General features: G+C 64.1%; 12 protein-coding genes. 2 read left to right on the top strand and 10 right to left on the bottom strand.

What is annotated here, in order from left to right; all coding sequences use genetic code 11:
- Window positions 1-5 precede the first annotated feature (5 nt).
- From G6P99_RS18015 to G6P99_RS17975, 9 genes are all read right to left on the bottom strand, one after another.
- The gene (locus G6P99_RS18015; protein ID WP_029080607.1) at window positions 6-1,409 is read right to left on the bottom strand and encodes an amidase; all 1,404 of its coding nucleotides are present in this window, start codon (window positions 1,407-1,409) and stop codon (window positions 6-8) included.
- Window positions 1,410-1,425: 16 nt separating this feature from the next.
- Window positions 1,426-2,187: an SDR family NAD(P)-dependent oxidoreductase gene (locus tag G6P99_RS18010; protein ID WP_029080608.1), complete on the bottom strand. Its 762-nt coding sequence runs from the start codon at window positions 2,185-2,187 to the stop codon at window positions 1,426-1,428.
- A gap of 61 nt (window positions 2,188-2,248) precedes the next feature.
- A complete protein-coding gene (locus tag G6P99_RS18005; protein WP_084518436.1) occupies window positions 2,249-2,959 on the bottom strand; it encodes an ABC transporter ATP-binding protein in 711 nt (236 codons plus the stop codon).
- A complete protein-coding gene (locus tag G6P99_RS18000; RefSeq protein ID WP_165128856.1) occupies window positions 2,949-3,668 on the bottom strand; it encodes an ABC transporter ATP-binding protein in 720 nt (239 codons plus the stop codon). The genes G6P99_RS18005 and G6P99_RS18000 overlap by 11 nt, the downstream gene beginning before the upstream one ends.
- Before the next feature lie 3 nt (window positions 3,669-3,671).
- The gene (locus G6P99_RS17995) at window positions 3,672-4,745 is read right to left on the bottom strand and encodes a branched-chain amino acid ABC transporter permease (protein WP_029080611.1); all 1,074 of its coding nucleotides are present in this window, start codon (window positions 4,743-4,745) and stop codon (window positions 3,672-3,674) included.
- A gap of 13 nt (window positions 4,746-4,758) precedes the next feature.
- Window positions 4,759-5,625, bottom strand: coding sequence for an ABC transporter permease subunit (locus tag G6P99_RS17990; protein ID WP_029080612.1), 867 nt, complete (start codon window positions 5,623-5,625; stop codon window positions 4,759-4,761).
- A 94-nt stretch (window positions 5,626-5,719) separates the two neighbouring features.
- Window positions 5,720-6,958 carry an urea ABC transporter substrate-binding protein gene (locus G6P99_RS17985; protein ID WP_029080613.1) on the bottom strand — a complete coding sequence of 413 codons (1,239 nt, stop codon included), beginning with the start codon at window positions 6,956-6,958 and terminating at the stop codon, window positions 5,720-5,722.
- Between the two features lie 32 nt (window positions 6,959-6,990).
- Window positions 6,991-7,986: an acetamidase/formamidase family protein gene (locus tag G6P99_RS17980; RefSeq protein WP_029080614.1), complete on the bottom strand. Its 996-nt coding sequence runs from the start codon at window positions 7,984-7,986 to the stop codon at window positions 6,991-6,993.
- Window positions 7,987-8,003: 17 nt separating this feature from the next.
- Entirely contained in the window at window positions 8,004-9,398 is a 1,395-nt protein-coding gene (locus G6P99_RS17975) for an amidase (protein WP_029080615.1), read from the bottom strand.
- 419 nt (window positions 9,399-9,817) lie between these two features.
- Here G6P99_RS17975 and G6P99_RS17970 point away from each other — a divergent pair, with 419 nt between their 5' ends.
- The gene (locus tag G6P99_RS17970; RefSeq protein ID WP_029080616.1) at window positions 9,818-10,981 is read left to right on the top strand and encodes a transporter substrate-binding domain-containing protein; all 1,164 of its coding nucleotides are present in this window, start codon (window positions 9,818-9,820) and stop codon (window positions 10,979-10,981) included.
- Window positions 10,978-11,565 (top strand): ANTAR domain-containing response regulator, encoded by a 588-nt coding sequence (locus G6P99_RS17965; RefSeq protein ID WP_029080617.1) that lies wholly within the window; start codon window positions 10,978-10,980, stop codon window positions 11,563-11,565. The genes G6P99_RS17970 and G6P99_RS17965 overlap by 4 nt, the downstream gene beginning before the upstream one ends.
- A gap of 9 nt (window positions 11,566-11,574) precedes the next feature.
- Here the strand turns inward: G6P99_RS17965 and G6P99_RS17960 are convergent, their stop codons facing one another.
- Window positions 11,575-13,863 (bottom strand): nitric oxide reductase activation protein NorD, encoded by a 2,289-nt coding sequence (locus G6P99_RS17960; RefSeq protein WP_165128854.1) that lies wholly within the window; start codon window positions 13,861-13,863, stop codon window positions 11,575-11,577.
- Window positions 13,864-13,868: the final 5 nt, after the last annotated feature.

The following is a 13,868-nucleotide window of genomic DNA, read 5'->3' as shown; positions in this document are numbered from 1 at the left end:
AGGCTCTATTCGATAGGCGGCCGCCGGGTATGCCAATCCGTCACCGACTGGAACGCGCAACCGGCGCGGACCAGCAAATCTTCGGAGAGATGCGGGCCGACCAGCTGCATGCTGAGCGGCATCTTGTCCGACGCCATGCCCATCGGCAGCGTGATGGTCGGGCTGCCCGAAAAGTCGAACACGGCCGTGAAGCGCAGAATGCTCAGCAGCACGGTCGGGTCGGCGCCGTATTCGCTCATCTTGGTGAGCGTCGGGATCGGCACCGGCATCGTTGGGATCAGCAGCAGATCGATGTCCTCGAACATCGCAGCGAGGCTGCCGCTGAATTTGAGCCGCTCGTGATGGATCGCGGCAATATCGACCCCACTCACCGACCTGCCCTGCTCGATCACTTGCGCAAGATCCGGTCCGTATTCCGACTTGCGCGACGGGTAGGTGTCCAGATGCGCCTCAGCCGTCTCCACCGAGCACATCGGGATCCACTGGCTGACGAGCCTCTGATAAGGCGGGAAATGCACCTCACGGATGTCGGCACCGAGAGCGGCGAGCGTGCGCTCGGCTTCCAGCAACGCGACCACGACCTGCCGATCGATGCCTTCCTGGGTGTACCTGCGATCGACGCCGATCCTCAAGCCCCGGATGCCGTCGCCTGCGCCGGCCAGATAGTTCGGCACCGGCGCCCGCAAGGCGGTCGGATCGTTCGCATCTGCCCCCGCGATGACGCCGAGCATCGCCCCGGCATCCGCAGCGCTGCGGCACATCGGTCCGACGTGATCGAGCGAGTCAGCCAAGGGGAAGATGCCGTGCCGGCTGACGCGGCCCCAGGTCGGCTTGATCCCGGTCAGGCCGCAGGTTGCCGACGGAAACCTGATCGAGCCGCCGGTATCGCTGCCGATCGAGCCGTAGCAGAGGCCCGCCGACGTCGCGACACCGGATCCGGTCGACGAAGAGCCGACCCAATAGTTCACGTTCCACGGATTGAGCGGCGCCTGGTCGGCGGGATGGTGGCTGGTATAGGCGCCCTCCGTCATCTTGAGCTTGCCGAGCGTCACCGCGCCGGCAAGTTCGAGCCGGTCGACGATCGTGGCATTGAAGGACGGCACGAACCTGGCGTGGATCGTCGTGCCGGCCGCCGTCGGCGCAAACTTCGTGTAGCAGAGGTCCTTCAAACCGATCGGAACGCCATGCAGCGGGCCGCGCCAGATGCCCTTGGCGACCTCCGCATCGTATTGCTTGGCCTGGGCCATCGCCCGCTCCGCAAGCACGAGCGCGAAGCCATGAAACTGGCCATCCAGCTTCGCGATCCGGCCCAGGATCGCCTCCGTGACCTCCGAGGGCTTCGCCTCCTTGCGGCGGAACAGCTCGGAGATCTCGGTGATGGACTTGTAGTACAATGGATCCGCTGACATGTCGTTGTGGCCCCGGCTAGAACTGGACACCGCGCGTCAAGGCACCATCCACGACGAGGTTGGTCCCGGTGATGAAGCTCGCCGCCTTGCTCGCCAGGAACACGGCGGCGTTCGCCATCTCCTGCGGCGTGCCCATCCGGCCGGTCGGGTTGAGCGCCAGCGCGGTCTTGTACAGTTCGGGATTACCGTCCTTGATCATGTTCCAGACGCCGCCCTCGAAATAGGTGTTGCCAGGCGACACCGAATTGGCCCGGATGCCCTTCGCGGCAAGCTGGTAGGCGAGGCCCTGCGTGTAGTGGATGATCGCGGCCTTGAAGGTCCCGTAAGGACCGCTGGCAAAATCGACCTCGCGCCCCGACACGCTGGCGATCGTGACGATCGCGGCGGCGCCGCTCTTCTCAAGATACGGCATCGCGGCGTTGACGAGCCGCACCGTCCCCATCATGTCGGTGGAGAATTCCTTCTCCCAGCTCTCCTCGTCCTGCCCGATCGACAGCGCGCTGACATTGGCGACCACGACATCGATGCCGCCGAGCTTGGAGGCCATGTCGGCGACCCAGGCCTTCAGCGCCGGCCCGTTCGAGACGTCGACAGCGCTGCCGAACGCGGCAACGCCCTTGGCCTTGATCGCAGTGACCGCGGCGTCGACGTCACCCTGGTTGCGCGCGCAGATTCCAACATTGGCGCCTTCGGCCGCGAACGTGTCGGCGATCGCCCTGCCGATGCCCTTGGTGCTGCCGGTGACGAGAACCTTTGCTCCCTTGAGTCCCAGATCCATGTTCATTCCCTCCATTTATTATCGATTATCTAACGCATTTTCTTGCCGCGTAGCCGGCCGATCAAAGCAACAGCTGCGCGCGAACGTTGTCGGCATTGACCTCCTCGCCGGCCAGCGATCGGGTGATCTTGCCCTTTTCCATGATGTAGCAGCGCTGGGCGATGGCCAGGATGGTGTCGAGATTCTGCTCGACGAAGATGATCGTCGTCCCAAGCTCGTCCCTGAACGACTTCAAAGCCTCGCAAATGTGCTGCACGATCGACGGCTGGACGCCCTCGGAGGGCTCGTCGAGAATCATCAGCGACGGATTGCCGATCAGCGCGCGGCCAATCGCAAGCTGCTGCTGCTCGCCGCCCGACATGGTGCCTGCGATCTGCCGCCGGCGCTCCTTCAGGCGCGGAAAATACGTATAGACGAGCTCCGGCAGCTTCTTGCCGTCGGGTCCGCCGATCAGCTCACCGACCTGCAAATTCTCCTCGACGCTCATCTGCGGAAAGACGTCGCGGCCCTGCGGGATGTAGCCGAAGCCGGCGCGCGCCCGCGCGTCGGCCTCGAGCTGCGTCACGTCCTGATCCATGAAGGTGATAGTGCCACGCCAGGTCTGCAGCAGGCCGATCAGGCATCGCATCAGGGTCGACTTGCCGACGCCGTTGCGGCCGATCACGCCAACGATCTCGCCACGCGAGACCGACATGCTGACACCCTGCAGGATCGGCGTCGCGCCGTAGCCCGCCCAAAGTCCCGACACGTCCAGAATGCGATCAGTGGGCATGGGTCTTACCCAAATAGATTTCCGCGACCTTCTCGTCTTCGAGGATGGCTTCCAGACTGCCGCGCGCAAAGATCTTGCCAAGATGCAGAACAGTGACACGTTGCGCGACCTGACGCACGAACGCCATGTCGTGCTCGACGACCAGCACCGTCATGCCCTCGGCATTGAACGACTTGATCAGTTCGCCCGTCTTGTAGGTCTCCTCCGGCGACATGCCGGCGGTCGGCTCGTCGAGCAGCAGGAGTTGCGGCTGCAACGCCAGCGCCATGCCGATCTCGAGCCATTGCTGCTGGCCATGCGACAGCGCGCCGGCGAGCTTGCCGCTATCATCAGCCAGATTGAGCAGCGACAGCAGCCGTTCCTCCTCGGCGCTGCGTTCAGCGCCCGACAGCCGTTCCTGAAGCGCGATCTGGATGTTCTGTCGCACTGGCAGCTCCTTGAACACGCTCGGCGCCTGCATCTTGATGCTCATGCCACGTTGCACCCGCGCGTAGGGACGCTCATTGGTGATATCGATGGAGTCGAAGAAGATGCTGCCCGCGGTCGGCGGGTAGAGGCCGACGATCAGCTTGAACAGCGTGCTCTTCCCGGCCCCGTTGGGCCCGATCAGGCAATGGACCTCGCCGACATTGACCGTCAGGTCGACGTCGGAGACGGCGGTCAATCCACCGAACCGCTTGGATACGCCTTTCACATCGACCAGTGCCATGATTCAGGTCTCATCCGATTGCAGACGGCCGGCGTCCGCCAGCGCGGGGCCTTCGTCGCGCCGCCGGCGGCGCGACCACCAATCGACGACGAGCTTACCGATACCGAGCACAAATCCCTGCGGCGCCAACATCACGGTGGCGAGCAGGAGCACGCCCATCAGCACCAGCGCCGCTTGCTGACTGTAGACCGTGATGGTCTGGAAACCGAACAGCAGCAGGAACGAACCAACCAGGGTCGCGGTCAAATCGTTGCGCCCGGAGAACGCCACCCACACGATCGGCATCGCGGCCGCCGGCAGGCCGATGCTGGACGGCGTGATGAACTGCCCCCAGGACGTGTACAGCGCGCCGCTCAGGCCTGCGAGGCCGCTGCCGATCACGAATGTCAGCAGCTGATACTTGCGGACGTCGTAACCGAGCATCTCGGCGCGCTGCGGATTTTCCCGCGTCGCCACGATCACGTTGCCGATGCTCGAGTTCACCAGCATGCGCAGTGCGATATAGACGACCACGATCAGCGCGATCATGACGTAATAGAGCGCCGATCCTTCGATGGTGAAGTCACGGACGGTGAGCGGGTCCATTCCCTTCATGCCGTTGAAGCCGTTCAGCCGGGCCGGACCGATATGCCATTCCGGTCCGGCCGTCTGCCCAAGGAAGAACGCAAGCACCAGCGTCGCCGACAGCGTCACGATGCCGAAGAAGATCCCGCTGATGCCGCCCCAGATCATGAAATAGCCGAGGATCCCGGCCGCGATCATCGCGATCAGAACGGAGAGAACGAGCGCGGCGATCGTCGCCGTTCCTCCGCCCATGTTGATGGCAAGTACGCCGTAGCCGTAGCCGGCGATGCCGAAGAAGAAGGTCTGGCCGAACGACAGCATGCCGCCGTACCCCCACATCAGACAGAGGCCGAGCGCCATGAAAATCCAGATCAGGAAGTAGGCGAAGTTGCCGACATCATAGGAATCGGCAAACAGCGGATAGATCAGCGCGCCGGCCAGCACGGCCAGGAAACAGGACCAGAAGATCTTGCCTCGTCCGAGAGTCTGCGGACCGTCGAGCAGCTTGAACATCCAAAATTCCCGTCTAGCGGCCACGGCGAACCAGCACGCTGGATAGTCCCTCAGGTAGGACACGTATGATCAGGATGACGGCAAACAGCATGCCGATCTGCCCGATGATCTGGCCATAACTTGCATTCAACGCCATCCTGATTATCGCCAGGAACACCGCGGCCGGCGCGGTTCCGAGCAGGACATTGGCGCCGCCGATCACGACGGTGACAAAACTCTCGACCACGAAGGTCGCGCCCATGGTCGGGATCAGCGTCATGGTGGGCGCGTAAAGCGCGCCGCAGAGTCCGGCGAGCGCCGTGCCGATCCCGAAGCTGATGGAATAGATGCGCCCCGTGCGCGCGCCGAGCGCCTTCGCCATGGCCGCGTTCTGCATCGTCGCGCGCGCGATCACACCGAAGCGGGTCTTCATGAAGATGATGTAGAGGCCGGCCAGCACCGCCACTGCACAACCGAACAGCACAAGACGGTAGGTCGAGAACGTGTAGCCTCCGATCGCAAAGGCTCCTTCCGGCGTGCCGATGCCGCGCACCGCGGATCCAACGATCAGCAGCATCGACTGCGTCACGATCAGGCTGAGACCCCAGGTGGCAAGCAGGGAATCGAGCGGACGCTTGTAGAAGCGCCGGACGATCAGGAACTCGACGATCATGCCGATAATCCCAGCGGTCAGCGCAGCCAGGATCTGGGCGATCGGAAGCGGCACGCCAAGATTCACGAGCCCCACCGTCACATAGGCGCCGCACATGATGAATTCGCCATGCGCCATATTGATGACGCCCATCATGCCGAACACAATGGCAAGCCCCGCCGCCGACAGGATCAGGAACGCGAAGACGTCGGCGAACTGATAGAATAACGAGAAGAGTTCAGCCGACATTCCGGTCTCCGTGATCACGGCGCCGCATCATTGCGGCGCCGGCTCGGTTCGAAGTCGTGATGCACAACACGAGCAAGAATCATGCCCGTTCGCGTCACGATTTGTTGGGAAGATGACTCGGCGTGTACTGGTCCTTGTCGTTCTTCTTGGTGAGATCGCAGCCGATCTCGCCCAACCAGTACGGCTGGATCGTCCCGTAGTCCTTCTCGACGGTCACCTCATGCTTGGGCCCGACCGAGATCAGGCGCATGCGGTGCGACGTATGCTGGCTCTTCGGATCGATGCAGACCTTGCCCTCGGGAGCATCGATGCAGGCATCTCCGCTTGCGATCACCTTGCGCATATCCTCGAGCTTGGTCGACTTCGCCTTCTCGACCAGCGTCTTGTACATGTAGAGCGCATTGTAGGCGTTGTAGCCCATGTCGTTGATGTAGAGCTCATCGGGGAACTTGGCGTGCCAGCGTTTTTTGAAGTCGTTGGCTTCGGGGGTGTCGATCTCCTCGAACCAGTTGGCGGTCGCATGCATGTTGTTGAGCGCCGGCGGCTTGAACCGCTTGTGCTCGAAGCCGAGCATGACCTTGATCGAAGACCCCATCGGCAGATTGAGGTTGGCAGCAGCCGCCTGCTCGAAGAACGAATCCTGCGCGGCGCCGACATTGATCGTCAGCAACCAGTCCGGCTTCGCCTTCTGGATGTTCTGGATCGTCTGCGCGAACTGCGACACGCCGAGCGGGATGAATTCCTCGCCCACGACCTCGCCGCCGAGATCCTTCATGATCTTGCGGTTCCACTCCGCGGAGATCTGACCGAAATTGTAGTCCGCGGCGATGACGTAGACCTTCTTGCCGAACTTCTGGACCATCCAGGGGATCAGGGTCGAGAACTGCTGCTCCGGCACCGCGCCCATGCTGATCATGCTGGCATCGCAGACCCCGCCTTCATACTGGTTGGTATAGAAGTACGGCGTCGTGGTGCGATCGACGATCGGACGCAATGCCTCGCGCGAGGCGGAGGTGATGCCGCCGATCAAGACGTCGACCTTGTCGCGATTGAGCAGGCGGCGGCCGAATTCCTGGTAGCGGGCATTGTCGCCCTGCGGGTCGAGATGGATCAACTCGATCTGCCGCCCGAGAATGCCGCCGCTCTTGTTGATCTCCTCGACCGCCAGCTGCGATCCGTGCAGCTTGGGCATACCCATGAATGCGAGGTCGCCGGAGACGTCCTCCAGCAAGCCGATCTTCAACGGCGGCTCGGCCGCACGGGCGCTACCTATTGCTGCCGTCGCCATCACGGCACCAAGCAAAGCTATTCCGACTACACGCCCCGAAATCATCGCGATGTCCTCTCGTTGAAGGATGTTGGAAGTCACGCCTTGAGGTAATTCTTCAGGATCGACGCCCCCATCGTGTATTTGGGGTCGACCATGTTGCCGAGCCGCATGCGGCCGGCCTGGCTGAGCAGCATGTAGGCGTCGATCTCGTCGAAGCCGTAGTCCGCACTCATCCACCGCACCAGCTCGCGATAGGCGATACGCGCCGCATCTTCGAGCGGCCGTGCGCTGCCGATCGTCATGATGAAGTCGCGGGTCTCGAGCCGCGGCCAGGCAAAGCTCCAGTTCTTGATCAGATCGACCTGCAGCGTGACGGTCGCGCGCTGCTCGAGCGCGACACCCGAGAGCTCGCCATCGCCTTGCGTGGCGTGGCAGTCACCGACATAGAGCAGCCCGCCCTCGGTATGCACCGGCAAATAGATGATCGCACCCGGCGCGACGTCGGGCAGGTCCATGTTGCCGCCGTGATAGTCGGGCTGCAGCGAGGAGATTGCCTCGATTTCGGGCGACACGCCGATGGTACCGATGAAGGGCTCGTAGGGCAGCGTGATCTTGTCGCTCCAGCGCACCCCGTTGCGGTCGACATGCAGCTTCTTGACGCGCTCGGGCAATGGCGGATTGAGCAACGCCGTGGATGCGGTCCCGACCAGACCGCCGAACTCCGGAATGATGCAGGTGGTGCCTGCTGGCTGTGCGCCGCGGGTCTCGACGTCGCGGATATAGACGGCGAGGCAATCGCCCTTTTTGGCGCCCTTGACCGCGATCGGCCCGCATTGCGGGTTCAGGTAAGGAAAGTTCAGCTTCGCGGTGGGGCTGTCGGTCTCGCTGGTGAGCACGCCGCCGAAGGCGTCTTCGGTCTCGACGACGACCACCCCGCCCGGATCGATCGACAGCGTCGGCTTGGCATAGGGTCCATAGACGTAATGGAAGCCGCCCTGTTGCTCGATCGTCAAACTATGGGTCGTGCCGGTCGCGCCCTTGGCGACGGCCCGCTTTGCCATGATGGAACTCTTCAACCAGTCTTCGGTCATGCCAACGGCTCCTCAACTCAGATCGCGGGATGGCGCTTGTGCCAGTCGGTGACGCGCTGGAAGGCATCGCCTGCGCGGACGAGACTTGCCTCGTCGAAGTGACGGCCGACGAATTGGAAGGCGACGGGGCCGCCGCTCGGCGCGAAACCGCCGGGAAGCGTCACGGTCGGGCTTCCGGTCATGTCGAACGGACAGGTGAAGCGAAGCAGCCCGGCAATCAGCGACGCGTCCTCGCCGAGCGCGGCCATCTTGGCCAGCGTCGGCGCGGCAAACGCCTGCGCCGGGACGGCGATCAGATCGACCGTCTCGAACAGCAGCCGCACGGCGCCGCGGAACGCTTCGCGCCGCAGCACGATCTTCTGATAGTCCATGCCGGATTGCGCCCGGCCGAGATCGAGCAGGCCTGCCAGCCCCGGACCGTACTCGTCCTTGCGTGCCGGATAGGTCTCCTCGTGCGCAACGGCCACTTCGATGCCGCACAGCGGGAACCAGTCCTCGATCACGGCCTTGGGATCGGGGAACGTGATCTCCTTGATCTTGGCGCCGAGATCGGCCGCAACCCGCAGACCTTCGGTGAGCACCTTGCTCGCTGCTTCGTCGGTGCCCTCGCTGGTCCAGCGCCGATCGACGCCGATCGTCACGCCGCGCAGGTCTCCGGTGAGACCAGCGAGATAGTCCGGCACGGATAACGGCACCGACGTGGTGTCCTTGGGGTCCTGGCCGGCGATCACGGAGAGCATCGCGCCGCAATCGGCCGCGCTGCGTGCCATCGGTCCGATGTGATCCAGCGTGGCCGCAAGTTCAAAGGCGCCGTAGCGGCTGACACGTCCCCAGGTCGGCTTCAGCCCGGTGATGCCGTTGGCAGCCGAAGGAAAGCGGATCGACCCGCCGGTGTCGGTTCCAAGCGAACCGAAGCAAAGGCCCGCCGCGGTAGCGACGCCGGAACCGCTTGAGGACGCACCCGACCACAGATCGGCGCTCCACGGGTTCTTCGGCGGATCGATCTTCGGGTGATGGTCGGCATAGGCGCCCTCGGTCTGCTGCAGCTTGCCGAGGATGATGGCGCCGGCATCCTTCAGCCGCGCGACCACCGTGGCGTCCTCGCTCGGCCGGAAATCGCGATGGATGGTCATGCCATGCGCGGCCGGCGCGCCCTTGACCCAGCACAGGTCCTTGATCGCGATCGGCACGCCGTGCAGCGGCCCCTTGACCTTGCCGGACGCGATGTCCTTTTCGGCCCCCGCCGCTTCCGCAAGCGCCACATCGGCCATCACAAAGGCGTAGCTCTTGAGCTTGCCGTCGAGCTGCTCGATCCGCCCGAGCATCGCCTTGGTCACTTCGACCGGCGAGAGCTTCTTGGCCTGGATTTGCTGCCCGACCTCAATCAGCCCGAGATAGTGAAGTTCCGTCATCGTCTCGCATCCCCGCACTTGACATGACGCAAGCGCAGGCACTGCCCATCACCGCGCATGCGCCTCCGGCTTGGCGACACGGACGTGTCGCCAATTTGTTTAGCGGCAAAAGCAAAAAGCCACCCGCCCCTCCGAAACGAAGGTGACGAATGGCTCAAATGCCGCGGCTATGAACTATCGCATCGGGCCCGGGATCGAACGGAGCACTCTGCACGGCGACCGGGACGTCATCGGCCAAATCGACGCACGCAAGTTCGACAGGAAGCCCTGTAGGAGAAAATTCTAAGGAAGTGTGCAGCGCGTTGTCAACGAGGCTGGCTGCACAAATTTCGCGAGGTGCATGCGCAGCAAAACGGCATGACCTCTTGCCCCGACCTCTGCGAAGATGGTTTGCTTCGTGAATTCAGTGAAAGTCGTCGATGACAAAGCCGTCCATACCAGTTGGCATCATCTGCTCGCAGCACGGGCCCTATCAGGCCATGGGGCGCGAGATCCTCAAGAGCGCGATGATGGCGGTCGACGAGATCAACGAGCAGGATGGCTTCGATTTCTCGATGTCAGCGCATGTCCGCGATCCCCGCGGGGTGATTGCGGAATACCATACGGTCTGCGACGACCTCATTCGCAATGTCGGGGTCGAGCACATCATCGGCTGCTACACATCGGCCTCGCGCAAACAGGTGCTTCCGATCGTCGAGCGCACCGACCGACTGCTCTGGTATCCTGCCCGCTATGAGGGCTTCGAATGCTCCGACAACGTCATCTATGTCGGCGCCTCGCCCAATCACAACGTACTGCCGCTGGTGCGCTACGTGCTCGACAATCTGTCGCGCGAGATCTTCTGCGTCGGCTCCAACTATGTCTGGACCTGGGAAACCAATCGCGTCACCCGCGAGCTTGTGACGGCGGCGGGAGGTCGCATTCTCGCCGAACGCCTGCTCGAACTCGGTGAAAGCGCGGTCACGCACATCGTCGACGAGATCGTGCGGCGCCGGCCGCCGGTTGTCTTCAACACGCTGGTCGGCAGTTCGAGCTATGATTTCATCCGTGCCTTTCATGCCGCAACCACTGCGGCCAACCTCAGCATTCCCATGCTGAGCTGCAGCCTGTGCGAGCCGGAGCTCAAGATCGCAGGCCCTGCATCGGCCGGATGCATCACATCATCGGCCTATTTCGAAAGCATTCGCCTGCCTGAGAACAAGGCTTTCGTCGCACGCTGGAAGGCCCGTTACGGCGAACACAGCAGCCCCTCGGTGGACGGACAATCCGCCTATGTCGCGGTCTATCTCTTGGCCCGCGCGCTGCAGCGCGCCGGCACCTCTGATATCGGCGAGGTGCGGCGCGCCGCTGCCGGCCATCGCTACAATTCGCCACAGGGTCCGGTCTGGATCGATGATAGCAATAACCACTGCGTCCTGACGCCGCGGCTGGCCGTCTCCAACGCCGAGGGACAGTTTGACATCTTCTGGGAAGCTGAGGCTCCGGTTAAGCCTGATCCTTATCTGACGCAGCTCGACGTCGCCGCCAGCCCCGCAAGGGATGCAGCGTCGCCGAATGCGCCGCATTTGCGGGTTGTGAAATGAGCAAACCGTCTTCATTTTCGCTGCGCGGACGCAAGGCGCTGGTCGCCATCAAGGACGAGCGCGATGCCTCGATCGTCAGGCGCCAGTTCGAGCGTCTCGGGATCGAGATTGTCACATGGGAGCCCGGCGCCAAGATCGATTGCCGACCGGACGTGACGCTGGTCGACGACGAGTTCCTGCCGCTCACCTCACCGGCGCAGCGTGCGTCGCTTGGACAGAGCCCGGTCATCGCCCTGATCGGTACGGAGACGCCGAGCCGGCTGAAGCTGGTGCTCGACCTCGATCCGGCATCATTCCTGGTCAAGCCGCTGCGCTCGGCGGGCATCTATGCCGCCCTCGTGATGGCCTTCGAGCGGAACGAGCGCACCAACGAGCTGAAGCAGCAGGTGCTCAAGCTCGAGCAGCGGCTTCGATCCCGTCGCATCGTGCTCGCCGCCGTGCTTCAGGTCATGCACACCCATGCGCTGGCCGAGCCGGCCGCCTTTGCGCTGATCCGGCGGGCCGCCATGGAACAGCGCAAGACAATCGAGGACATTTCCGCGGAGATCACGGCAAAGGGCTCCCTGCCGCGGGCAATAGGCTAGCTGCCAGGACTACTTCTTCAGTTCCGCATAAAGCTGCATCACCCGTTGCGGCAACACCTCGATGCGCGGCACGCGAAGCGCATAGCGTTCGCCGAAAATGCGATCGAGCTGGGGAAATCTGCCTTCACCGATGCCGAAGGCAAAGATGTCGGTGCTGCGCCGCCGCAGCTGCTGCGCGGCACGGCGCGCGTCCTCAACGAGATATTGCGGGTCTGGCACGTCGATGTCGGAGGGCTCGCCATCGGTCAGGAGCAGCAGCACCTTGCGGAACGCACGTCGTCCCGCGAGGTAGCCGCCCGCATGGCGCAAGGCCGCACCAAGCCGGGTGGAATGGCTGCTGGCAACGCCCGCGAGGCGCGACCGTACCACAGCGTCCATCGGCTCCTCGAAGTCCTTGATGCGCAGATAACGCACGCGTTCGCGGCCGTCGGAGCTGAAGCCATGCACCGCGATCGAGTCATTGGCGGCCTCGACCGCCGTCGCCATGATCGCGGCTGCCTTACGCTCGACGTCGAGAACTGTCCGGCCGCGGCGATCGCGGTCGGCGGTCGATTGCGACAGATCCATCAGCAGCAGGATGGCGAGATCGCGCGGTCCCGGCGCATCGCGCTGATAGACCCTGGGCTCGCCAGTGTTGCCGGCACGTCGCTCGATCGTCACGGCGACTGCCGCATCGATGTCGAGCGCCTCGCCGTCGCGCTGGCCCTTGTGGCGGATGCGGCGGCCAATCGACGCATCGCGGGTCAAGCGCGTGACCCAGCGCATCGTGTCCGTGTCCGCCGGCAGATCGAACGGCTTCGCGGAAACGGCGGCATCAGCCTCCAGAATGGTGGTCCAGTCCGCCCGCTCGGCGCGCGCGGCATAGTCCCATTCCGGATAGGTTGCGGCCGGAAATCCGTCCAGCAGCGTGGCCGCGCCGGCCCTCGCACGCAGCGCCTCGTCCGGCTTGGCGTCGTCGTCGGCCGACTGTGCGGCTGGATCATCGCGCCGCTCGATCCGCACGGAATCGACCGCGAGCTCGATGGTCTCGGCCGGGCTGTCCGGCTGATCGCCAAAATCCCAAAGCGCCAGATTGTCGTCGCGGTAGGTGGGTTCGACGACATAGCTCTTGGCGTTGAACTGCAGCCGCATCTGCCCGATGTCATTGCCCAGAAGTCCGCCGATCTCGCGGCTGATGGCAGGATCGGTCCAGCGGTCGGCGGCGGCGGCAAACAGCTGCTGTCCCTTGGTGACCCATGCATCCGAATCCTGATAATCCGGGTCGATCAGCGCCCGCGCCAGCCGCGTCATCAGCCCGGCCGCCGTCGCCTGGCCGGATGGCGTCGCGGTGTGAAATGGCAGCCACAGCCGGCGCAGGCCGGGCAGTTCACGAAGCGCCAGCGTCTCGACCCGGGCATCCTCGATCAGCGAGACCAGCGCGATCTGCAGCGCCTTCAATCGCCCGACCGGAAAGCGGACGGTGGAATGCACCAGATGCGCCCCGGCGTGCGCGACCGCTGCGAGATAGAGCGCGTCCGCCCCCTCGCCTTCGAAGCCGGGAAACGTCTCCGGCAGGCCGATGAAGCCGGCGGCGAGCGAGGTCCGCCGCGGCACCGGCGTCGGTGCAACGGCCAATTTGCGGAAACGTGATTTTCTGTTCCACAACGCTAGTGTTGTCGCCGCGAGACGCTTCTCCAGCCGCGAAAAATCATCCCCTGTCCGCCCGGCTGCGAACAGCCGCGCCGACAGCGGATCCTCGAGCGCGAAATAGGCCCGCCGCCGCGCCGCGCGGCCGCCGCTCGCGCGCAAGCCGGCGGAGACCCAGGCGGAGAACGCCTCGCCGCCGGACTGCGCCAGAAACAGCTCCAGCCGAACGATCGCAAGGCCGGCCGACTCCGGCCCGGTATCTGCGAGTTGACCGAACGCAGCGAGAACCGCGGTGAGCTCTCCAGCACCCGCAAGCCGCGGCAGCACCTTGGACAGCTCAGTCAGCAGTGCGTGAGCGACGCGGCTTCCGGCGCTGCGGCCGATGTCGCTGACCGCACGGCCGATCGCGACCAGGTCGTCGGCCGGTCGCTGCACCGGCCACCGTTCCGATAGCCTGAGATAGCCGAGCACCACGGCTGCGCCGAGATTGACCGCGAACAGGCCGTGCACAGCCTCGTCCCAGGCCGCGAGATGATCGAACGAAACGACGGGCTGCAATGTGGCGCGCGCCGCCTGCACTGCCGCGGCGATCTCGTCGTGACCGCGCAACAGTGCCGCAAGCCGGCGTCCGGACCGGAAGCCATCGAGCGAACTGATTTGCGCGACCGCCACCTGCC

Origin of the sequence: Bradyrhizobium sp. 6(2017), assembly GCF_011058295.2 — a bacterium.
GTDB classification, from domain to species: Bacteria; Pseudomonadota; Alphaproteobacteria; order Rhizobiales; family Xanthobacteraceae; genus Bradyrhizobium; species Bradyrhizobium septentrionale.
This window is presented reverse-complemented; position numbering and strand designations above follow the sequence as displayed.

What these genes read in the sequence shown, in the direction of transcription:
- G6P99_RS18015 (WP_029080607.1), bottom strand. Translation starts at nt 1,409, where the DNA reads ATGTCAGCGGATCCATTGTACTACAAGTCCATCACCGAGATCTCCGAG.
- G6P99_RS18010 (WP_029080608.1), bottom strand. Translation starts at nt 2,187, where the DNA reads ATGGATCTGGGACTCAAGGGAGCAAAGGTTCTCGTCACCGGCAGCACC.
- G6P99_RS18005 (WP_084518436.1), bottom strand. Translation starts at nt 2,959, where the DNA reads ATGCCCACTGATCGCATTCTGGACGTGTCGGGACTTTGGGCGGGCTAC.
- G6P99_RS18000 (WP_165128856.1), bottom strand. Translation starts at nt 3,668, where the DNA reads ATGGCACTGGTCGATGTGAAAGGCGTATCCAAGCGGTTCGGTGGATTG.
- G6P99_RS17995 (WP_029080611.1), bottom strand. Translation starts at nt 4,745, where the DNA reads ATGTTCAAGCTGCTCGACGGTCCGCAGACTCTCGGACGAGGCAAGATC.
- G6P99_RS17990 (WP_029080612.1), bottom strand. Translation starts at nt 5,625, where the DNA reads ATGTCGGCTGAACTCTTCTCGTTATTCTATCAGTTCGCCGACGTCTTC.
- G6P99_RS17985 (WP_029080613.1), bottom strand. Translation starts at nt 6,958, where the DNA reads ATGATTTCGGGGCGTGTAGTCGGAATAGCTTTGCTTGGTGCCGTGATG.
- G6P99_RS17980 (WP_029080614.1), bottom strand. Translation starts at nt 7,986, where the DNA reads ATGACCGAAGACTGGTTGAAGAGTTCCATCATGGCAAAGCGGGCCGTC.
- G6P99_RS17975 (WP_029080615.1), bottom strand. Translation starts at nt 9,398, where the DNA reads ATGACGGAACTTCACTATCTCGGGCTGATTGAGGTCGGGCAGCAAATC.
- G6P99_RS17970 (WP_029080616.1), top strand. Translation starts at nt 9,818, where the DNA reads ATGACAAAGCCGTCCATACCAGTTGGCATCATCTGCTCGCAGCACGGG.
- G6P99_RS17965 (WP_029080617.1), top strand. Translation starts at nt 10,978, where the DNA reads ATGAGCAAACCGTCTTCATTTTCGCTGCGCGGACGCAAGGCGCTGGTC.